This is a genomic window from Flammeovirga kamogawensis (assembly GCF_018736065.1).
In the GTDB taxonomy this organism is placed as follows: domain Bacteria; phylum Bacteroidota; class Bacteroidia; order Cytophagales; family Flammeovirgaceae; genus Flammeovirga; species Flammeovirga kamogawensis.
The window spans coordinates 596,999-619,140 of sequence record NZ_CP076130.1 but is presented as its reverse complement, the minus strand read 5'-3'; the positions used below and the strand labels follow the sequence as shown (position 1 = coordinate 619,140).

General features: G+C 32.2%; 16 protein-coding genes. 14 read left to right on the top strand and 2 right to left on the bottom strand.

Features of this window, described 5'->3' with window-relative positions:
• The first annotated feature begins 110 nt into the window (after window positions 1-110).
• The 14 genes from KM029_RS26500 (at window position 111) to KM029_RS26435 (ending at window position 20,133) form a co-directional block, all read left to right on the top strand.
• Window positions 111-1,214, top strand: coding sequence for a T9SS type A sorting domain-containing protein (locus KM029_RS26500; protein ID WP_144077019.1), 1,104 nt, complete (start codon window positions 111-113; stop codon window positions 1,212-1,214).
• Window positions 1,215-1,323: 109 nt separating this feature from the next.
• The gene (locus KM029_RS26495; RefSeq protein ID WP_144077017.1) at window positions 1,324-1,944 is read left to right on the top strand and encodes an HD domain-containing protein; all 621 of its coding nucleotides are present in this window, start codon (window positions 1,324-1,326) and stop codon (window positions 1,942-1,944) included.
• A gap of 281 nt (window positions 1,945-2,225) precedes the next feature.
• Window positions 2,226-2,894, top strand: coding sequence for a hypothetical protein (locus KM029_RS26490; RefSeq protein WP_144077015.1), 669 nt, complete (start codon window positions 2,226-2,228; stop codon window positions 2,892-2,894).
• A gap of 83 nt (window positions 2,895-2,977) precedes the next feature.
• Window positions 2,978-3,868, top strand: coding sequence for an alpha/beta hydrolase fold domain-containing protein (locus KM029_RS26485; RefSeq protein WP_144077013.1), 891 nt, complete (start codon window positions 2,978-2,980; stop codon window positions 3,866-3,868).
• A gap of 112 nt (window positions 3,869-3,980) precedes the next feature.
• The gene (locus KM029_RS26480; protein ID WP_144077011.1) at window positions 3,981-5,429 is read left to right on the top strand and encodes a sulfatase; all 1,449 of its coding nucleotides are present in this window, start codon (window positions 3,981-3,983) and stop codon (window positions 5,427-5,429) included.
• A gap of 322 nt (window positions 5,430-5,751) precedes the next feature.
• Window positions 5,752-7,329 (top strand): DUF4955 domain-containing protein, encoded by a 1,578-nt coding sequence (locus tag KM029_RS26475; protein ID WP_144077009.1) that lies wholly within the window; start codon window positions 5,752-5,754, stop codon window positions 7,327-7,329.
• A 258-nt stretch (window positions 7,330-7,587) separates the two neighbouring features.
• Entirely contained in the window at window positions 7,588-8,223 is a 636-nt protein-coding gene (locus tag KM029_RS26470) for a CBM96 family carbohydrate-binding protein (RefSeq protein WP_144077007.1), read from the top strand.
• Between the two features lie 81 nt (window positions 8,224-8,304).
• Complete coding sequence (locus KM029_RS26465) at window positions 8,305-13,812, top strand: DNRLRE domain-containing protein (protein ID WP_144077005.1); 5,508 nt, start codon at window positions 8,305-8,307, stop codon at window positions 13,810-13,812.
• A 227-nt stretch (window positions 13,813-14,039) separates the two neighbouring features.
• Window positions 14,040-15,284: a glycoside hydrolase family 88 protein gene (locus KM029_RS26460; protein ID WP_144077003.1), complete on the top strand. Its 1,245-nt coding sequence runs from the start codon at window positions 14,040-14,042 to the stop codon at window positions 15,282-15,284.
• Between the two features lie 233 nt (window positions 15,285-15,517).
• Window positions 15,518-17,443: a T9SS type A sorting domain-containing protein gene (locus tag KM029_RS26455; protein ID WP_144077001.1), complete on the top strand. Its 1,926-nt coding sequence runs from the start codon at window positions 15,518-15,520 to the stop codon at window positions 17,441-17,443.
• Between the two features lie 246 nt (window positions 17,444-17,689).
• Window positions 17,690-18,460, top strand: a complete 771-nt coding sequence (locus KM029_RS26450) for an alpha/beta fold hydrolase (protein ID WP_144076999.1) — start codon at window positions 17,690-17,692, stop codon at window positions 18,458-18,460.
• Window positions 18,461-18,694: 234 nt separating this feature from the next.
• Window positions 18,695-19,402 (top strand): DUF6896 domain-containing protein, encoded by a 708-nt coding sequence (locus KM029_RS26445; protein ID WP_144076997.1) that lies wholly within the window; start codon window positions 18,695-18,697, stop codon window positions 19,400-19,402.
• A 29-nt stretch (window positions 19,403-19,431) separates the two neighbouring features.
• A complete protein-coding gene (locus tag KM029_RS26440; protein ID WP_144076995.1) occupies window positions 19,432-19,833 on the top strand; it encodes a hypothetical protein in 402 nt (133 codons plus the stop codon).
• Between the two features lie 12 nt (window positions 19,834-19,845).
• Window positions 19,846-20,133, top strand: a complete 288-nt coding sequence (locus KM029_RS26435) for a hypothetical protein (RefSeq protein WP_144076993.1) — start codon at window positions 19,846-19,848, stop codon at window positions 20,131-20,133.
• Window positions 20,134-20,195: 62 nt separating this feature from the next.
• Here the strand turns inward: KM029_RS26435 and KM029_RS26430 are convergent, their stop codons facing one another.
• Window positions 20,196-20,684 carry a hypothetical protein gene (locus tag KM029_RS26430; protein ID WP_144076991.1) on the bottom strand — a complete coding sequence of 163 codons (489 nt, stop codon included), beginning with the start codon at window positions 20,682-20,684 and terminating at the stop codon, window positions 20,196-20,198.
• 6 nt (window positions 20,685-20,690) lie between these two features.
• Window positions 20,691-22,139: a DUF4493 domain-containing protein gene (locus tag KM029_RS26425; protein WP_144076990.1), complete on the bottom strand. Its 1,449-nt coding sequence runs from the start codon at window positions 22,137-22,139 to the stop codon at window positions 20,691-20,693.
• Between the last annotated feature and the right edge of the window lie 3 nt (window positions 22,140-22,142).

The window sequence follows — 22,142 nt, the reverse complement described above, 5'->3', positions numbered from 1 at the left end:
TATTATTAATGCTTTGTAGCTCGTCTCTAATTCATTTTGGTTTGATAAGTGTGAGCTTCAAAGTTGGCAACATTTCATACATTTAACTTTTAGCGTTAATTACTAAATAAATGAAAATAACAATTTTAATACTTTCATCGATTTTAACATTAGCAAATGTAGCATTTGGCCAACTAGATAGTATCTACGATCAAGGTGTTTATAGAACTTTCATTGTTCACAAGCCAGCAGGTTACTCTACCTCTAACAAATATCCACTTGTCCTTAATTTACATGGTCTTAGTTCAAGTGCATCCTTTCAACAAGCCTACACGCAGTTTAACAATGTAGCAGACTCTTTAGGCTTTATAGTTGTCTACCCAAATGCTGAGTCAAATTCTTGGACAACAATCGGCAACTCTGACGTAGACTTTCTCTCGAATTTGGTAGACTCCATTCGCACAGAATATTCGAATAACAGTTGTTTGTTTGTTACAGGTTTTTCACAAGGTGGTTTTATGACTTATAAATTTGCTAACAATACACCTCATGCTGTTACAGCTATAGCAGTTGGATCAGGAAACATGTCTACAGCCCTTCAAAACGCTTCCTCTTCCGCTCCCAAGATACCCATCATGCATTTTCACGGCACTGATGACAACATCGTTTCCTACGGAGGAACAACATTAATTTCTCCTGTAATCAATACTATTCAATGGTGGGTAGACCACAATAACTGCAACACCACACCAATAATTACTCCTATGCCGGACCTTAACCCTACCGATAATTCAACAGTTGAAAAATATTACTACGGAAATGGAGAGAATGATACTGAAGTTACTTTTTACAAAGTTATTGATGGAGGTCATACTTGGAGTGGTTCAACGCCAATTCCCACTTTTGGATCTACCAATCAAGATATAAATCAAAGCGCCATAATTGGAAGCTTTTTTGCAGATTTCTGTTCAATACCACTTGGAATTAGTGAAGAGAACAGTAATGACTCTGTCAACCTTTATCCAAATCCATTTGACAACCAACTAATTATTCAACTTACACCAAACAAAGTCTACACATTAATTCTTTACGACAATCTTTTACGCCAAATATTAAAAGAGACCTTTTATGGTAATTCAACTATAAATACTGATTATATACCTAACGGAATATATTTTTATGAAATACGAAACACTGAAAAACAATTAAAGACTGGTAAGGTCATTAAAAATTAAATTTCTGAACAAAAAACTGCGATCAACAGCTATACACAATCGCCATGCGTATAGCCAATCCGTTGTAAAGTATTGAAAATTTTTAAACAACACATTGAGGTACATTAATTTGAAGAATCTAAAAGAAATATGGTATGATTTAACGGCAACTTACATATCTGATGTAGAACTGATTGATGAACTATGGTGTGAGATTAATATAAACTACTCAAATAAAAACAGAGAGTATCACAACCTGAGTCACTTAGCGTACATGATTGAGTTGGCGTTTGAATACAAATCAAAAATAGTGGATTTCGATACGCTACTATTTTCAATTTTCTATCACGATATTATTTACAACTCAAAACGTTCAGATAACGAATTAGAAAGTGCTAAAATAGCTAGTAATAGATTGAAAAGACTTGGCTTTCTCAACGATAGAGTAGATAAATGTTACGAACAAATCTTGGCAACAAAAAACCATCAGTATAACACGGAATCTGATACTAATTTCCTTCTAGATTTCGACCTTGCTATTTTAGGAGATGAGCCTCAAAAATATTTAGATTATACAAAGAAAATAAGAAAAGAATACTCGATTTATCCTGACTTCTTGTACAATATGGGAAGAAAGAAAGTTCTAAAACATTTTCTTGAAATGGATAAAATATTCAAAACTTCTGAGTTTAAAACAAACTTTGAGCAACAAGCACGCAAAAACTTAATAACTGAATTAGAAAATAAATAATACCATTACATAATTGATGTTTATAGTGTATATACAGAGAGTAAGGGACCATAGATATAATTTTAGCAAAAGCATAATCAAACATTAGTGGGTTTATCTTTTTAGAGATCGTACTATTTATGTTTTCTCTTCTAAATATGTTTCTATTTTATATCTTTGAAGGAAGGTGATAACAATTTTCACTTTATACAAATTGTGTAAGATTTAAATGATAATCTTAACTTTTTTGATTAAAAAAAGGGTTTCCACTTTTTTAGAATCTAAAATTTATTTTTTATGAAATGCAAGAAGATAAAATAAAACTATTATTGAAATTTGGTGAAAGTAAATATATCAATGATATGTATTACAATGAATATTTATATTTTAGCCCTATAGATAACTTTATTAAATATGAACAAGATACTGCAAATAGAAATGACCTTGATGAAGGAGTTCTAGAACTAATTAAGGGAGATAGCATAGAGTTATCTGATGATAATGGAAACCAAGTTTCATTTAATAAAAAAAACAATGATAAATTGAAACTTAACTTTAAAGTTAAGGAAAATGAAATGCCGTATTTAATTTGTTGTTTTTATTTAATAGAAATTGATTCTAATAGCGATGAGCATATTGAGAAATTTGATAAAAAAGTATATGAATTTGGAACATCAGCAATTGCATATAAAAATTATCATTTTATAAAGAATTCTATTTTTGAAAGTATACGAAAAATCGATCCATCATCATCTGTTCAAATCGAGAAAGTTAATTATTATGATAAAGAAAGTTATAATGGTAAACTTGGGTATTTTCACAAGGCTAAACAATATGAATATCAGAAAGAATTCAGAATTTTAATCAAAAGTGAAAAATTAAAAGGAAGACCATTAAAATTGGAAATACCTAAACTTATAAAGTTTTCAACTTTAATTACTGAAGTAATTGATCTCAAAATAGTCCCTTAAATATTGAACTCTATAACAGCTAAAACTCCATATTTGGGTAATGTTCTCTCACAGGTTGATTATCTAATAACAAAAATTTAAAAATGAAACAAAGCTTAGCATATTATATCATACTCTTGGTTATAAAATTAAAAGGAATTAAAAGAGACTTTAGTAAGGTACCAATAGATTTCAAAAAGATTAGGAAAGAAGATGTTAAGCTACCAAATAATCGTTTTTTCAAGAGACATATACTGCAAAAAATTAAAGTTTTAGAATCCTTAATTACAGAAATAGGATGTGTAGAAAAAGCTGATAAATTACTAATTTTTATTCATGGAGGTGCATTTATTTCTGGCCCTACTCAACATCATTGGGATACAATAAAAGAAATTGCAATAAAAACGAACTATACAATTTGGATGTGTGATTATCCAAAAGCACCAGAAAATCAGATAGCAAAAATCTCTGAAAATATTGATGCAATATATTCTAAAGCACTAAAGAATTATCAACCAAACCATATTGCTATTATCGGAGATTCTGTTGGGGGTACTTTAGCTACTGCATTAATTCAGCGTTTAAGAATAAATGAAATTGAATTACCAGCTAAATTAATTCTTGTTTCTCCTGTAATGGATGCTAGTATGTCTAATCCAGAAATTAATACTTTTGAAAAATTAGACCCAATGCTTTCAAGAGCTGGAGTATTGAGTGCAAAAAAGATGTGTGCAGGCACCATGGATTTGAAAGACCCTATGATTTCTCCTTTGTATGGAGACTTTGAAGGGTTTCCTGAAACAACCTTGTTTCTTTCTCAAAACGACATTATGTATCCAGATACAAAATTGGTCGAATTAAAGATGAAGAAAGCCAATGTAAATCTAGAAGTTATTGAAGGAAAAAACATGCCACATATTTGGCCTTTTCTTCCTGTAATGAAAGAAGCACAAGACTCCTTAAATGATATAATTCGAAGATTAATCACTATCTAAAACCATTAAGAAATACATAAAAATAGCAGGATTGTACACAATTTATTTTTTTATTGGAGTGCGTAGATAAATAGAGTATCGTTGTCTTTAATCAATAATTAACAGACAAGAAATGAGACGTATTGCCTTATATATTACGATGTGCATTCTTTTTCCTTTGTACCTTACAGCTCAAGAAAATGAAAAACCTAATGTTTTAATGATTGCTGTAGACGATTTAAACGATTGGGTAGGTGTTCTTGGAGGTCATCCACAAGTAAAAACGCCTAATATTGACAAGTTAGCCAATCAAGGTATTTTATTTACAAACGCACATTGTCAGGCACCAATTTGTGGTCCTTCAAGGGCTAGTTTATTAACAGGTATGTATCCAACAACTACAGGTAATTATGTTCAATTAGAGGACACCGTTATTAAAAAAGCAAATACGGTGGTACAAGAAGCGATCTACCTTCCAGACTATTTTGAACAAAATGGATACACTTCTATAGGTGTTGGTAAGATTTTCCATAGGGGTGACGACCAGCATGTTTTTGATGTTTATGGAGATAAGTTCGATACCTATGGCCCTTACCCTAAAAAGCATTTTAATTACAATCCAGAATGGTTTGGAAAACCAAAAGGAACGGTAACAGATTGGGGCAAGTTTCCAGAAAAAGATAGAGAAACAGGCGATTTTCAATCAGCAAAATGGGCAGTAAATCAATTACAACAAAAACATGATAAGCCATTTTTTATGGCAGTCGGTTTTGTAAGACCTCATGTACCTTGGTATGTTCCTGCAAAATGGTTTACTCCATTTCCAATAAATGATATTGTTTTACCTCCATATAAAAAAGATGATTTACAAGATGTACCGACTTTAGGTAGGCAAATAGCAGATGTCCCAATGATGCCAACTACAGAGGAACTTATTCAAAGAGGACAATGGAAAGAGGCAGTTCAAGCATATTTAGCCTGTATTTATTTTGTGGATGCTCAGATAGGTAAAGTCTTAAATGCTTTAGAAGAATCGGTATATGCAGACAACACCATTGTTGTTTTATTTTCAGATCATGGGTATCACTTGGGAGAGAAGAATAGGTTTGCAAAACAAGCATTATGGACAAGAGATACACGTTCTGTACTTGCGTTTAAATTACCTAAAAATACAGGCAGTAAAGTAACTAATGAACCTGTTCAACTAGTAGATATTTACCCAACATTATTAGAGTTGGCAGGGTTAACAGAAAACAAGAAAAATGATGGGCATTCTTTAGTGCCGTTAATGGGAAATACTTACGTGAAGTGGAATCACGTTGCCATAACATCCTATGGTAAAAACAATATAGCGGTAACAGATAAAAAGTATAAGTTTATTCAATATGAAGATGGCACTCAAGAATTATACAACCTTGTAGACGATCCTAATGAATGGAATAATATTGCTGAATTAGACACATCGGAACAAATTATCAAAAAGTTAATAAAAGAGATTCCTAAAAAGCAGGCTCCTTTATCAAAGTATTGTGATTATAAGGTTAATAGTTATTTCAAAAAATTAGATAAAGCTTCAAAATAAGTTTTTGATTACTACGTTTTCTTTTAAAATAATAGGCATTTTTTAAGCTATACAATCGTAATAAAGAAAAAGAAAACAAGCAGTAGAATAATAATGATGATGTACATGTATTTGAACAATAGTTCCCATTTTGCCTCAATAATTGTACAAATTAATACTTATAAGCATCGCTTTTACATCAGTTAAATAAGTATACTTTAACTACAAACAGATATATAGTACTTTTATGGAGTAAAATTGGAATTTACTACCCTATACAATTAGAGCAGATACGTACATTTGAGTGACTATAAATAAAGACAATCAAATATATAAGAAAGAAATGAACAAGAAATTACTTATAGCATTACTAGCAACTTTGAGTGTTTCTATATCTTCAGTTTTTGCACAAGAAAGTGAAGTTTGGAAAGAGTACAAAGCATGCCAAGAGACAGGAGAAACACCAAAGTTACCCAACTTTTCTTTTGTAGGATATGAATATAGCGAAGTGGGTATACCTGTAGCTGACTACAAAATATTTGATGTTACAGATTTTGGAGCAAAACCAAATGATAAAAAATCAGATAAAAAAGCGATTCAAAAAGCAATTGCAGCAGCAGAACAAAATGGAGAAGGGATTATCTTTTTCCCTAAAGGAAAGTATTACATCAATACTAAGAAAGACAAGACAGACCTTATCACTGTAAGATCTTCTAATATTGTATTTAGAGGAGAAGGAAAAGGAACGGATGGATCTATTTTATTTTTTGATTTAGATTTAAAGGCTGCAGATCCTTCAAAATTATGGACAGCACCTTTTGCAATTAAAACAGTACCTAAAGGAGCTGATAAGTTTCTTGCTAACGTTAGCAGAAATGCAAAGAGAGAAACTTTTTCTGTTGAAGTAGATAATACTAATAAGATAAAAGTAGGAGATTGGGTTCTATTGTCTGTTAAAAACAATGCTCCAGATTTAGTAAATTATGAATTAGCCCCTGCTAAGTGCGATCCTTCTTGGAAAACCATTCTAAACAAAGGTGTGATTGTAAACGAAAAACACATTGTTAAGGCAATAGAAGGAAAGAATGTAATTTTTGAAGAACCAATTCATTATGATGTACAATCAAAACACGAGTGGACGTTAAAATCTTATGCACATTTAGAGCATATTGGTTTTGAACATTTAGCGTTTGAAGGAAATTGGAAAGATGAATTTAAGCATCATAAAGATGCTGTACATGATGGAGGTTGGAGTATATTAAATCTAAATGGTGTAACAGATTCTTGGGTTCAAGATTGTAGATTTAAAGATGTTAGTAGATCTGTACACATAACTAAATCTGCGGCAGTTACGGCATTAAATTGTGTTATCGAAGGTAACCCAGGGCATAATGCAATTTCTATGACGGCATCTATGGGTGTTTTAATTGCAAATTGTGATGACCAGGCAGGTGTATGGCATTCTTATGGAGTATCTGGCGGATCATCATCTAATAATGTTATTTGGAGAACACGATGGACACCGAATACATCTTTTGAATCTCATGCCTCACAACCAAGAAACACACTTTTTGATTGTGTCGAAGGTGGATTCTTTGCAGGCAGAGGTGGTGGAGCTAGACAAAACCTTCCAAACCATTTAAGAAACTTAGTAATTTGGAACTTTAAGGAGACAGATGCGGCAGAGCAGAATTTTACTTTTTGGGCAAAAGATACTTGGTTTTGGAAAGTTATTCCTCCTATTGTAGTTGGATTCCATGGACAGGAAGGTGCATCATTTGATGCTTCTACAATTGATGTATTAGAATCTGTAGGTACACCCGTTAAAACAACATCTTTATTTGAGGCACAGTTAGAATTAAGATTAGGTGAGTTACCTGATTGGATCAAAGATTTGAAAAAAGAAGGTTTGTTTTTTTAAATCAAAAATTGCTTTAACAATAAGAGGGCCATGCATTTAAAAATGTGTGGCTTTTTTCATTTCAAATAAGTTTAGTGTTAATACAACACTTTTTTATTGTAAACGCTGAAAATCCTCTTAAAAGTAACAAAAAGACAGTTTTTTGAATAAATGTTCCTCTCAAACGTACAAGTTTTCCACTTATTAATAAGTATCAAAAGTACATTTGTAACATAGATTAATAATACGAATAGCGCAAACAATTAAATAGATACAGAAATGAAAACAAGAATTTTTATACTACTTTTTTCTTTAGGAATGGTTTCTTTAGTACAAGCAGGTGAACCAAAGAACGGTGGTAAAATAAAAGTAAAGCAAGATGCTTATGTAGAGTGTGGTGAGTCTAGTGTGAAAACAATGGGTAGCACACAAAGCAATAAGCTAAGAGTAGGTAATGTGAAAAAAGAAAATAAGTACAGTAGAAGAACTTATTTGAAGTTTAGCATGAAAAATATTGATGGACTAGATAATGCAAATTTTATTGTTTTACATGTGTATGGAAAAGCATTTAGTAAACAAACAGATAAAAATGCAATTATTGATGTTCATACCGTATTATCTAATAAGTGGAATGAAGAGAGTATTACTTGGAAAAAAGCCCCACAAGTAGGTGGTAAAATAGGAACTTTTGAAGTTACTCAGAAAGGAGAACAAGGTGGTTGGGCTTGGTATACAGTAAGTATTCCAGCAATTGAAATAAAAGAATTGATTATAGACTCTGGTAAGAAACAAGAGTTTTCTATAGCATTACAAAGTGTGGCTGACAGACCCGTTACTTCGGAGTTTTACTCTAAAGAGAGAACTTCTAAAAACGGGAATATAACAAAAAATGGAGCGTACATTACGCTTAAATAACAACTAACAAATAAGAGAGAGGGAGTGTAAATTCTTTCTCTCTCTCTATCAGAATTATTACTTATTGTAAACATTGTATGTATGAAAAAGAAATTACTATTTAGCTTTTTTGCTTTAAGTTTCCTTACAACTTTATGCTTTGAAAGCTTTGCACAAACAGAAATTGCTTTTGAGCAAGGAACACAATCGAAACCACAAGCAGACGAAGAAATCTCTTCTGGATTAAATGGCTACACTTCATCAACAAATTATTTAACATCTACCTATTCTGGTAGTATGTGGTTACAAACATGGTCTGTTTCTGGAATTAATATTTTAAGTGAAAGTGGTGCATCTAAGTTTACCTATTTCCCTTCGGTGAAACCTCAGAAAAAAGCATTTACTTCTTATTTATGTACTGAAGGTATTAATGTAGACCAAGCAAAAGATATACTGCTAAATTATAGCGGGTTGTATAGGTTCGGGTCAAATGCACATCAAGATGTATCAATTTTAGTAACAGATACAGACCCAACGTCTGATTTATCTGGCCATACTAATTGGCAAGTACTCTCTACTCAAGTGGATGATATCTTTTTTAATCAAGTTAAAAATGCATCAGGAGGGTATGATGTTCTAGACCTTGAAAGTTTAACCCAAGGTGAGGTGAGTATCTCGGATTATGGAGTAGGTAAAGAGAAAATATGGATTGCATTTAAATATGAATCTTTTAATGAACTTACATCAAGACAAATTTACCTTGCATCTGTAAAAATAACTGTAGAGAATGAGGAGACAGAAGCTGCACCAACAGATCTAGCATTCACAGCAACAGAAATAATAGAAAATACTGTCCCTACTTCAACTGTAGGGACAGTATCTTATACAGGAACGAATACAATAGTATCGTTAGTAGAAAATAAGTTTACTCCAGGAGTTCATAAAAAAGCGTATGTAACCAATCCTTCGTCAGATGGTTTAAATGGTTTTACAAATGCTTCGTCTATTACTCCAGAATACCAAGGTGCATCATATACTAAGATTTGGAGTACCCAAAAAATAACATTGAACGGTGAAGAAGTATACTATCCATTAATAAAAAATGGAAATGGTACCGATGCGACAAAAGAAGCTTTTACATCTTATTTGTTATTAGATAGAGCAATTGATGTATCTGATATATCGAACTTAGTTTTAGAATATGGTGGAGCATCTCGCTACGGAACTTTGTCAGACAATTCTTTAGAAATTGTAGTGAGTACTACAGCTCCTGTAAACCCATTAACACATTCAGGTTGGCAAGTTGTTAAAGAAAATGTTTCTGCAGACTTCTTGAAATTAGATAATTTTAATTTAGATGATTTATCAGGAATCAATGTAACAAATTTAGACCTGTCGGCTTATATTTTAGGGAATACAAAATTATGGGTTGCATTTAGAGCAACATATTCTGATACAAATATCAAAAATACGATCCTTCCAATTTGTAATGTAACGACCACATCAAATCCAACTTATCGATTAAGTGGAAATGATGTCATCTTAAATAAATCACTTGATTATTTTACAAGACCATCTGGTTTTACAATTACAGCAGCTAACGCAGGCGGGGCAACAGCTTCTTCTTTTAATGTAGATGTAATTCCTGTGCCAGCATTTGCAACAACTCCAGAAAGCCCTGAAATTACTGAAGGAGATGCAGGAATTGAGGTGGCCACAATTGTAGAAGAAGACAAAGGTTTAGCTGTAACGTATACTTTAGAAGGTGATGATGCTAATTTGTTTACGCTTACTGAAGGAACAATAACTACAGCAGAAGCTCTAGAAGCGGCAACGCAACCTACAGCATCATTAATAATAAAAGGAACTGCAGATAACGGACAAATAACTACTTTAGAGGTTCAGGTTCGTATTAATTCAACAATTAGTTTAGTAGTTGGAGGAAATACATCTGATCAGCAAGAAATTAATGAAGATGATATAACAGAATCATTTTTAATAGGCGAACTTACTACAGAAGGAGGAGCTGAAAATGCTACATATACCTACTCTATTTCTGGAGAAGACGCAGCAGTAGTTTCGATAAATGAAAGTAACGAAATTGTATTTAATGAGAAGCCATCTGTTGGAACATATACTTTCAATATTGTTGTTACAAATACAGTAGACCAGTCTGAAATCGTCTTTCCATACACAGTAACTATTACCGAAAGTATTGCCCCACCAGTAGCGACAGAATGGATTCCTGAAATTTGGAAAGACTTTCAAGAGAAAGGAGATAAGTCGATTTTACCTAACTTCTCCTATGCTGGTTATCATAACAGTGAAATTGAAATTCCAACACTTTCGGTTACGCATAATGCAGTTGATTTTGGTATACTTCCAAATGATAATAAAGATGATGCAGTAGCGTTAAATACAGCATTTGAAGAAATGGGAAAAGCGGGAGGTGGAGTACTACTTCTTCCTAAAGGGCAATATGATTTTCTAACAAATCCTGAAGATCTAGTAACCATTAACTTCAGTAAAAGTAATATTGTTTTAAGAGGTGAAGGCCAAGGAGAAGATGGAACTGTATTGTATTTCCATAATCAAATACCACGAAAAGGTACTGAGTTTGGAACATTTGGAATGCGTATTTGGGGTAGATCGGGAACAGAGGTTGCTAAACTAGAAAAGACCGCAATACAAGGTGATAGACACCTTATTGTAGATACGGAAACAGCATTAAAAGCTGGTGATTTTATTTTAATCACAGTAAAAAATGCAGAAGGTGATGATATGGCTTCTAGAAAAATGGTCTTCCCATTAGCAAAAGATGATAGATGGTCAAGCTTTAATAGATCAACAGCATTTCAGTGGTCTGTAGAGGTAATTAACGTAAATGGAAAACACATTTCTATAAAAGAGCCATTACCGATTGATTTAGAAACGAGATATGAAACGGTGATCTCAACAACAAATTATACTACAGAAACAGGTATTGAAAACCTACGTTTTTCTTCGGCTTGGTCTGGAGAATACAAGCACCATGGTAAGAACGAAGACGGCTCTCAAGAAGATGAAAAGACAGTCTATGAAATGGATTACGGATGGTGTGCACTTCAATTGAGTAAGTTATCAAACTCTTGGGTGAAAGATGTTACTTTTGAAAACTTTACATGGGATTTAAACACCAGTTTATCAAAAGGACTTACCCTTCAAGGTATAAATGTTATTGGTAAAGATGGGCATCATGGTATTAAAGTTAACGGTTATGGAAATGTTTTAAAAGATGCTAAAATATCAGCATTTAGAACGCACCCAATTGGGGGTACGGGTATAATGGTTGGTAATGTATTTACAAATATAGAATTAGGTGATTATGACGGTACAGTCGATTTTCATGGAGGAGGTTTTCCAGCGGCTAACCTAATTGAAAATGTAAATAATATTAGATGTGAAGGATCTGGAGCAATGGAAAATATGCCAAATAGTGGAATTGCTAATGTATTCTGGAACTTAGAAGTACCTAACGAAATTAGTGCAATTGAAAATGAATTTTTCTATGCTTGGTGGATGGCACTTCTTGGACAGGAAGAGCAAAGTTACTTAATGTACCCTCAGAGTAAAGTAATTGGTGTTTATAATCCTGAAGCTTCTAATGTACAAATTGCAGGTTCTAGAGCAGATAGAGCTACATCAGGAATTTATGTTGAAGGCTTAAATAAAAAAGGAGTGTATCCAGCCTCTGTGTTCCAACAGCAATTGACAGACCGTTTAGCAAAAGGTACACTAGTTTTTGGTATTTCTATTGATGGAAAACAAATAGAAGAATTTTCTCCAGAAACGGAAAATTACTTTGTAGCACACACATCTACAGAAGCAGTAATGCCAACGCTTATTGTAGATACAGATGCAAGTAATACGGTAACAATTACGCCTAAACATTCAGTAAATGGAAGTACACATCAAATAGAAGTATCTTCTGCAGATGGTATTTCTAAAGTGTATACAATTCATTATGGTTTCTCTAATACAGAAAACAAAACGTATGCATCTAGAAAAGACGTAATGGTAAGAGGAGGAAGTAACTCGTCTAAAAATTATTTTGATAATTCTAAGATAGAAATTGTAGCAGCCACAAATAGCACCTATTTAAGAGAAGCCTTATTGTCTTTTAATGTGAGTTCATTAATGAATTTAGATACACTTACAGAAGTAAATCTAAATATTACAGGAAGAGCCTACAAAGGAACATCTGTAAGTTACGAAGTAGTTGCTGCAGCAGTTGATTTTGATGAGACTACCGTAACATTTGATGCTAAACCAGAAGGACTATTTAAAAGAGTAGGCTTTATTGAGTTATATCAATCAGACGAAGATCAACTAATTTCGATTCCTTTAAACTTAGGAGAAATTAGCGAAGCAGATTCTGTGCAGACCTTTATTATTAGAGAAATTACGAACATTTTAGATACTGATGGAAAAGCAATTTTCACGTCAATATATAGATCTTCTGTTGTTGCAAATGCACCTTATATTTCAGCTTTTCAGTTTAAACCAAAACAAGTAGAGTTAATTACTTCTGCAGAAATAAGTTCGGCTACTTATTCAATCATTCACCCAACAGAGGCAACAGAAATGGGAGAAATTGAAGGTATTGATATTGCACAAAGCAAAGCACAATTTTTAGAAGACGTTATTGCTCCAGAAGGAGGATCTATCACAGTAATTGCCCCATCTACGCACCAAATTGTTGCAGATGTATACGCAGGCTGTATTGTAGAAAGTATATCTCAGGATGGAAACCTTGTGTATCAGTATAAAGTAATTGCAAAAGAGAATTTTGCTGCAGATATTATAGATGATACGTATGTGACATCACAATATCCAACAGAAAATTTTGCAACAAGTAATTACTTAGAAATTGGTAGTAACGATAAGGCTACTTACTTAAAATTTGATCTTTCTGTTATGGAAAGTGTAGATAAAGTAATGTTGAAATTATATGCAGATAAGACAAACATGTCGGAAGATTCTGATATAAATGTTTTTGGTTCTACAGCAACATCTTGGTTTGCTAATGAAGTATCTTACAGTACTACTTTAGGTACGTCTGGCAGTGATTTAGTGGCAGATGACGCTGCAATACTTGCCGAAAATACAATTCCGAGTATGGAACATAATGGAAACCAAATAGACTACTATTTCGATGTGTCTGATTACGTAAAAGCGGCGTTAGAACAAGGTTCGAAGGAGGTGACTTTTAAAGTGACGGGCTCTAATTGGGTGAGATTTTCATCTTCTTATTCAGTTGATGAGCAAGTTCCTGAATTAATATTTGAAGGGATATATAGAGAAAATGGACCTACTTCTATCGGAGATGTTTGGAACGCTGATGTAGTACTTTACCCAGTTCCTGCAACTACTCAACTTACATTAAAAATGACCACTGTTAAAGAAGGAACAAAAGCAGTATTTTTTAACGGAATGGGGCAACAAGTAATGAGTAGAGATATTAAAGCACAAGAAACGGTAATTAGATTAGATACCCTATCATCTGGAATGTATTACGTAAATATAATTTCTGATGGAGAGATAATCTTAAAGAAGTTTATAAAGCAATAAAAGAAGTGGACAGCAGTTGTTTTTTGATAAATAACTGCTGTTCACTATAAATTCAATGAATGTATATAACGGTTCAAAACAGCCAATTTACTTATATAATGGATGATAAGTCCTACTTATTGAATAATTCAAACCCTTTAATAATGTCTTAACGACCATTTTTGTATTACGAGACATGCAAACTAAAATTGAACAGTGATTACTTCACATTTGAAAATATCAATATAATGAACAATAGATTTTTAAAAATAGCGACTACTATAGCATTATTTGTATCTGTCACTTCTTGCGAGACTAAAACAGAAGAACAAACTAAAGTTGTAGATAGAGTATTTGATAGAGCAGAACAACAATATACTCTTTTAGAAGAAGAAGCAGATAACCATGATCAGATACCAAGAAGTATTTTAAATGATGGTGTGACTACTAAATATTTGGTGGGTGAATATGACTGGACACAAGGCTTTTTTCCTGGTTCTTTATGGTACTTATATGAATATACAAAAGATCCTAAATGGGAAGAACTAGCAAAAGAGTATTCTAAAAAAGTTGCTCATAACCAGTTTCATAAAGGTAACCATGACGTTGGTTTTATCATCAACTGTTCTTTTGGGAACGGATTAAGACTAGACCATACAGAAGAGTACAAAGAGGTGCTAATTAATTCAGCTAAATCACTTTCAAGTAGATTCCATCCAGAAGTTGGGGTTATTCTTTCTTGGGATGTTGATAAGGGCTGGCAAAGTGAAAGAGGATGGGAGTACCCGGTAATTATAGACAATATGATGAATCTAGAATTACTGTTTAAAGCATCTGATTTATCTGGAGACAATACGTATAGAGATATTGCAATTAAGCATGCAGATAAAACAATGCAGCACCATTATAGACCAGATTTTAGCAGCTACCATGTGGTTGATTATGATAGCACAAATGGTGAAGTTAGGCATAGACAAACTGCACAAGGTTATGCAGATAATTCATCTTGGGCACGTGGACAAGCATGGGGATTATATGGTTACTTAACGTGTTACCGTTTTACAAAAGACCAAAAATACCTAGATTTTGCACAGAAAATTGCAAACTATATGCTCACTAATAAATCGATGCCTAAGGATATGGTACCTTATTGGGATTATAATGATCCAAGAATACCTAATGCTCCAAGAGATGCATCGGCAGGGGCAGTTACAGCAAGTGCTTTGTATGAATTAGCTACTTATGTTCCAACAGAAGATGCAGAAAGATATTTAGAGAATGCAGATAAAATTGTAACAACATTATCTGAACCAGAATTTATGGCACAAGTAGGAGATAACAACTTCTTTTTATTAAAGCATTCAGTAGGTAGTATTCCTCATAAAAATGAGATTGATAAACCGCTAAATTATGCAGATTACTACTACTTAGAAGCATTATTACGAAAACGAGAATATGAAGCAAACGACAAGTTAGCATTCGTTATTGATTAACAGCGAAATTTAAAAAATAAAAAGGCAACCATATTGGTTGTCTTTTTTTATTAAAATAGCTTTTTACTTTATTGTATTTTTAAAATAGAACACCAATTTTCCTTAATCGAAGTATTAATAAATGACCAAATTGTTTCATTTTTTAATCACTCTACCGTTTTGAATAATTATTGGAATCAAACCTATAGTTGAGCTTATACATTATCATTTTTAAAAGTGAAATGATAATAATTATGCAAAAACAACTACAATTTTCAGTATTCTTAATGTCTTTATTGACAGTTTTCTTCAGCGAAACAAATGCTCAAGAAACAACTTTAGGTATTGAATTATCTCAAGAATCTCCTGCTTCTGTAAACAGCAATGTAATTTTTGATTATACTATCCGACTTCCCAAAAACTATAACGAAGTAGATAAAGTACCTGTATATTTTCACCTACATGGTAACAATGGACAGAAATCATCTATAGAAGAATTTAAAACAACTGTATCTTTAAAGATAGGAAGGTTATATAAAGATGACTCTCCATATTTGGTTATTAGGCCTAGAACAAAAGGAGTATGGAATTATGTACAACTTTCTAAACTATGGGATTATATAAAAGCTACTTATAAAGTTGATGAAGACCGTGTACATTTAAGTGGTTATAGCTATGGTGGAAGAGGAACTTGGGACTGGTATGTTTATGAGCGATCTATTGGGCGTAATACCTTTGCCACAGTGGCTTCTACAGCAGCAGCTATGGCTAAAGATTTTTCTATAAAAGACAGTGTTATTAAATACAATAATTTTAGTGCTTGGGTAATTACAGGAGATAAAGATCCTAAGGTTGATGCCAATACGAGTAGAGTTATAGCTAAAGGTTTATTGATAGGTGGAGTTGATGCTAAATTGAAAATTCTTCCAGAAAAAGATCATAATGTATGGGGATTAGAATTTGAACAAGAAGGCTATTTAGATTGGTTGGTTAACAACCCTAGAAAGGAAGTTGTAACACCACTATGTTCAATTAATATCAATTTTGCTACCGAAGCTAGTGGTGATTATTCGACTATTATAGAGAAATTCGGTATTGAACGTATGGGCTTAGTTACAGGAGGATGGAATAATAGTATAGATTATCAACAATCATCCCCACTTCAAATGTCAAATAACACTACTAGTACTGTTACGTATTCTGTAAAAAATGCTGAAGGAATTCTTAACTATGGAGGTTCTAATAGAAGTGCATTGCAAGCAGGGGTATATACATCAAAAGAAAGTACAAAACCATTACAAATAACACTGTCAAATTTGGCAACACAATTCCCTACTGGATATAAAATTATTGTTTATCTAACAGGAGAAAGACCTGAATATAAATACTTATATGAAAGTAATGGAAGTATTAAGAAAGATAGTAAGAACCTTTATATGTATGAAAAAATTAAAGATGAAAATATAAAATCAAGTATTTCTGATGGAAATACCACCTTGTACTACAAAGGTGTTGATGTTTTTGGAGGCGAAGACACAAAAGAATATCCGTATATGCTCTCGAGTATTTCAACTACTGATGATGCTCTAGAGAATTACCCTGAAGGAACTTATGCTATTTTTGGTCCTTATAAAAATAAAGAAGAAGTAACACTTACTTTATCAGCATTAGAAGGTGGTACATCAGCAATAGGTGGAATTCAAATTTTTCCTTTTGAAGTAGAAGATATGGAAGAACCTGTGGAAGAAGTGGAGGAAGAGGAACAAACGGAAGAGGATGATACTACTGGTGCAGACAATGACCCAGAAGAAGAAAGTGACACAATTAAGGAAAATGAAGAGGGAGAAACTCCTACAGAATCAGATAGTGATACAGAAGAAATTATTGATCAAAATGACCAAGAGGAAAGTTCAGATCCTAACAATATTGATGCAGATATTGAATTGCCATTATCAGTAGAAAATAATAATAATGACATTTATGTTTATCCTAACCCTTCAAAAGGTAAGCTATTTATCTATTCAACTCGTCAATTAAATGATGTGAAAATAGTTAGTCTACAAGGGGAATCATATACTAAGAAAGTATACAACAAATGTATTGATATCAGTGACTTACCAAATGGCATGTATCTATTAGAAATCGATAAATCAACAAGAGTAAAATTCATTAAAGAGTAATTACAAGCAAGTAAAAACTGTATCTTTAGAAGCTAAATTGTGTTGTAGTGCTCTATGAATACTACAACACATTTTTTTAGTTCTGTGCGCTAAAGTAAAAACATAGAAAATTATAATAGTTGGTAATTTATCTGCTGAACCTTACCATGTAGTTACCTCATTTTAAAAGAAAATAGTATATTTAATTATAACCCGAAAAACACTTACCATAGGTGTTTTAGTAAAAAAAAATTAACTCTTAGAAAAATGAAATTTACTCATCAATCAGATACATTTATAGAAATTGATTCTGCTAAAATATATTTTGAAGAAATCGGAAACCCTCAAAAACAGCCTTTATTATTTCTTCATGGAGGATTTGGAAACATAGAAGATTTTAATGGAATTATCCCGTTACTCAAAAATGAATACCGTATTATTGGAATTGATAGTAGAGGTCAAGGTAAATCAACTTTAGGAAATACGGCACTAACATATGCTCGTATTGAAAAGGACATTGAAGTAATTATTAAACAATTAAATTTAGTAAACCCTGTGATTTTAGGGTTTAGTGATGGGGGGATTTCTGCCTTGAGGTTAACGAGTTCCAATTCATTAAAAGTAGATAAATTAATAATTATTGGTTCTAGTTGGCATTCAAAATCGCTGGCAAGCTCAAAAGTTTTTTTAGAAGCGATCACATCAGAAAAATGGAAAGAAAGGTTTCCAGAAACGTATGAACAGTATCAAAATCTAAACCTTGATCCAGATTTTGATAAACTAACCAAGGCTATGGTCAAAATGTGGATTGATGAAACATCAACGGGTCATCCAGATGAAACAGTACAAAATATAGACTGCCCAACCTTAATAATCCGTGGGGATAAAGACCATTTATGCAGTAAGCAATCATCATTTGAATTATCTGAATTAATCAATGCCGCTGATTTGGCAAATATTCCCTTTTGTGGTCACGAGGTATTTACAGATCAAAAAAACATTTTGATGGAAATTGTAAATCAATTTTTAGTGAGGTAACTATATCAAAAAATGTATTTACAATTTTAAACCAACCCATGGTTGATCTGATGAAGGATATATCAATTGATTTTCTCAATTATTATCAACAATTTACATATGATTAATAAGCTTTTCTTTTTGATAACTAAAACATCAAGAACAAACTTAGACATCGTTTTACTAAATGAATTTAGTATTGATTATAGAAAATAAATTGTGTTATGTTTTTTGTAATTATCTCCAATAAATTGAATGGACAATAAAATATCAATAGATTTCCAAAACAAAAAAGCTTCATTTCAAGAGTTAGAAAGAATAATTGAAGAATCTATAGATTCTCAAATCGCAATTACGAATGTGATTGTAGATGAAAACATACTAAAGCAATTGGAATCAAAATTTCAAGCCAAATTAATCTATTACATTGCTTGGTCTAAAATTTTAATATTAGAAAATTCAATAACAACACAATATGTAATTTCTAATTTAGATGGTTTCTTACAATGTTTTATAGAGTTCGATAGAAAAGCACATGAAATGATGAATTTGATGGCAAGTATTTTTGAAATTGATCTAAATGATTTTGCTCAAATTAATGATCTAAAAAGAAATAAAAGTAAAAATCAGAGAGGACAAATTAATTCATCATGGAATTACTTCTTTCATGGTGCTGAATGTGCATTTGAGAACATGAAGACTGGTCAATATCTTGATGTTAAAATTATTTATGGAAGAGAATACGGAGTAATTGGTAACTTTTTTCTTTATAGGTTTATAGAAACTAGTGAATCTTTAAAAACTCAATTTCAATTATTAAAGGGAAAAAGCCAAAATTTGAGAAAGGTTATTAATGTTTTCAAGGAAGAAGGTTATCTAATAAATAGACGTAACTACGATTTTGAAGAATTAATCTTAAACAGAGAAAAGGTAAAGAGATATCTCTATAAAACCTTAGATTAATAAATGCTTGGGTTACTCGTAAAACGTGGATGGATAATGCGTCTTTTGAAAATGAAAGTTCTTTAAGAAAGTCAAATTTAGATCCTGTTGAAGCATTTCAGTTATTAGGTACAAGTGAATTATTATTAAATGAAATAAGTAATTTAATAACTGAATGCAAAAAACATATTCCAGATAATCATTTATTAGGTGAATATATTTCTAAAAAAAGAATTGAAATGTATAAAACTCATCGATTAATATATCCACACCAAACCCTATCTAATAAAAGAGTACAATGTTTAGACTATTTGGCTTTAGGTGGTTGGTTTTTAGGGTCATCGATGGCACTTGTTTCATGTCCTGGAAATGGAGGGTTAGGTTGTGTAGGAGCAGCCTATGGAGTAGCGAGAATGACTATCGCAATATGTAATTGCTCATCAGAATGTTAAACTGTTTTTTTTATGAAGAAAATAATTGATAATATCTTTGGTAAAGAAAAAATATTATTGACTCTCTCTAATATATTTTTGATAGTTTTATTTACATTTTCTTATACTGATGTTGTTGATAAAGATTTAATAAATGTATTGATATGGTTTACATCAGGTTGTATGTTTGGTAACATGTATACACTTTATGTTACATCTGAGGAAAACTCAAATACAAAAAAAGAAATCCAATATGGTGCTATTCTCATATCAATACTTTTAATATTCTTGATATTAATCTTAATGTATTTATCAATTTGAAAAGAACAAAAAGAGCGACATTCCATATTGAAATGTCGCTCTTTTTTTGCGGTATTACTTACCTATTTTTTTGTCATATTAACGGTACCAATAACTAATTGGCTTGTAGTATCTGTTAATGTAAAAGACAGGTTGTTGTTATCTAAATTAAAAGGTACAAATACGATGTCTTCTAAATCTTCTCCACTTTCGGCTAATAATTTCACATACTCCGTATAAGAGTAAGGCTCATTGCAAGTATATACGCGCATATTGGTAGAGTCCATGGCTTGTTGTTCTACAGTAGAGTATTTCCAAACTCCATATTGGACCGTATCTCTTCCATCTTCAAGGAGTATGTTCATTGTAACTCTGTTATCAGACCCTGTGAAAGAGATTGTTTGAATGGTAGAAAAATCTGTAACTTCTTCACTAGGTAAGGTTATTTTAGCATTGGCCCATTCACCTTCTAATTCATTTTCAAAATTAGTATTGATATGGCTAGGGTACTCTGGATTTAAGCATGAAGTGATACACAACATTGCAGAAATATAAATAAGTAACTTTTTCATAATTTTCTAGTTTTTGTAGCCTTTGATAGATAAAGAAGTAAGATGACGACCTCTTGACATGTATTGTTTGTCTAAAAAGTCTGGATTAAAACTACCGTCTTTATTAGTAGATTGAGAGTAAAAAGCAATGCGTACTTTTTTACCTTCAAATGCTTGGATGTCACCTTCAAACCTTAAAGCAGTTTTAATGCTTGATTTTTCTTCGTTATTTTCTATTTCCACCCAAGGTAAATTAGGGATGTCATTTTCATTGTATTCAGTAGCATCAATAAGAGAAATCTGAATATTTGTATTAGAATCATCGCCACCAAATAGGGTAACGGCATAATATTCAAATTCTAATTGAGAGCAGTTGGTTAAATCAATTTCTGGAGAGATTAACCAATCTCTATTTGCAGCTTCGTTAGATCTAAAATAGAATCCAGGTACAGTTTCGTTTTCACCTGTAGATGAATAAGCACCATTCTGACCAAACAGCCATACCGACAATTTATTCGTATCTACATCTCCTGTATTTTTATTGTAACCTACATCGCCAAAATCTGAATACACAGTGTAGCCACCAACAGTAAATGGACCATCTGCAGTAGATTGATCTAAGTCTAAATCTGCTAAAACAACATTTTCATCCTCCGCCATTTCACTAAAACCATCAGACCAAATAACTGTTTTTTCTCCTTGTACAACCCACGTTAAAGGTATTTCTTTCATCTCGTCAGAAATTGTAACATTAAATTTTACAGCACCTTGTGTATCTTCTGGCGTCGTTGTATTTACATCAATTGTGTAAGTATATTCCATTTTAGCACCATCTATGGCAAAAGATGTAGTGTATTCTTTTCCAGTTACTTGGTCTAATAATAGAACGTTTGCAGTTAAAGGCACATCTGTAGCATCAAAATAACCAATTTTAGCATCGGTTCCCGTTTGGTTACTGTACACTAAAGAATGATTAGATAATGTATTGATGATTACCTCACGGTTTGAAAATGTATTTTTAGTTGCTGTAGTATAATCAATGGTAACGGCAATATTTTGAATTTGCGTCATCACATTATCTATTGTGAATAATTCACCTTCTTTAATATCAAAAGAAGAAGACCAACCTGCGTAATAAGGCATATCAAATGCAGCAACTGATTTATTATTTGAATGAACACAAAGAACATAATTACCTGGAACTACTTCAATTTTCTTTCCTTTGATTTCGAAAACTTTTCCTAAGTCAATTCCTTCTGCATGTTGTTCCGTTCTTAACTCTACTGTAAAGGTATCTGTTACAAGATCAAAAGAGGGAACAAGTTTGCCAAATTGTAAATCTAAAACTTTAGCGTCTAAAAGTTGAACAGCCCCTTTTCCTTTAGAGATAGGTGCACTTTCTTCTTTTGTAGTATCGCATGAAGTGAACAGTAACGCCACTCCTAAGAACCCAATGATATATTTTATGAATTTCATTTT

What these genes read in the sequence shown, in the direction of transcription:
- KM029_RS26500 (WP_144077019.1), top strand. Translation starts at nt 111, where the DNA reads ATGAAAATAACAATTTTAATACTTTCATCGATTTTAACATTAGCAAAT.
- KM029_RS26490 (WP_144077015.1), top strand. Translation starts at nt 2,226, where the DNA reads ATGCAAGAAGATAAAATAAAACTATTATTGAAATTTGGTGAAAGTAAA.
- KM029_RS26485 (WP_144077013.1), top strand. Translation starts at nt 2,978, where the DNA reads ATGAAACAAAGCTTAGCATATTATATCATACTCTTGGTTATAAAATTA.
- KM029_RS26480 (WP_144077011.1), top strand. Translation starts at nt 3,981, where the DNA reads ATGAGACGTATTGCCTTATATATTACGATGTGCATTCTTTTTCCTTTG.
- KM029_RS26475 (WP_144077009.1), top strand. Translation starts at nt 5,752, where the DNA reads ATGAACAAGAAATTACTTATAGCATTACTAGCAACTTTGAGTGTTTCT.
- KM029_RS26470 (WP_144077007.1), top strand. Translation starts at nt 7,588, where the DNA reads ATGAAAACAAGAATTTTTATACTACTTTTTTCTTTAGGAATGGTTTCT.
- KM029_RS26465 (WP_144077005.1), top strand. Translation starts at nt 8,305, where the DNA reads ATGAAAAAGAAATTACTATTTAGCTTTTTTGCTTTAAGTTTCCTTACA.
- KM029_RS26460 (WP_144077003.1), top strand. Translation starts at nt 14,040, where the DNA reads ATGAACAATAGATTTTTAAAAATAGCGACTACTATAGCATTATTTGTA.
- KM029_RS26455 (WP_144077001.1), top strand. Translation starts at nt 15,518, where the DNA reads ATGCAAAAACAACTACAATTTTCAGTATTCTTAATGTCTTTATTGACA.
- KM029_RS26450 (WP_144076999.1), top strand. Translation starts at nt 17,690, where the DNA reads ATGAAATTTACTCATCAATCAGATACATTTATAGAAATTGATTCTGCT.
- KM029_RS26445 (WP_144076997.1), top strand. Translation starts at nt 18,695, where the DNA reads ATGGACAATAAAATATCAATAGATTTCCAAAACAAAAAAGCTTCATTT.
- KM029_RS26440 (WP_144076995.1), top strand. Translation starts at nt 19,432, where the DNA reads ATGGATAATGCGTCTTTTGAAAATGAAAGTTCTTTAAGAAAGTCAAAT.
- KM029_RS26435 (WP_144076993.1), top strand. Translation starts at nt 19,846, where the DNA reads ATGAAGAAAATAATTGATAATATCTTTGGTAAAGAAAAAATATTATTG.
- KM029_RS26430 (WP_144076991.1), bottom strand. Translation starts at nt 20,684, where the DNA reads ATGAAAAAGTTACTTATTTATATTTCTGCAATGTTGTGTATCACTTCA.
- KM029_RS26425 (WP_144076990.1), bottom strand. Translation starts at nt 22,139, where the DNA reads ATGAAATTCATAAAATATATCATTGGGTTCTTAGGAGTGGCGTTACTG.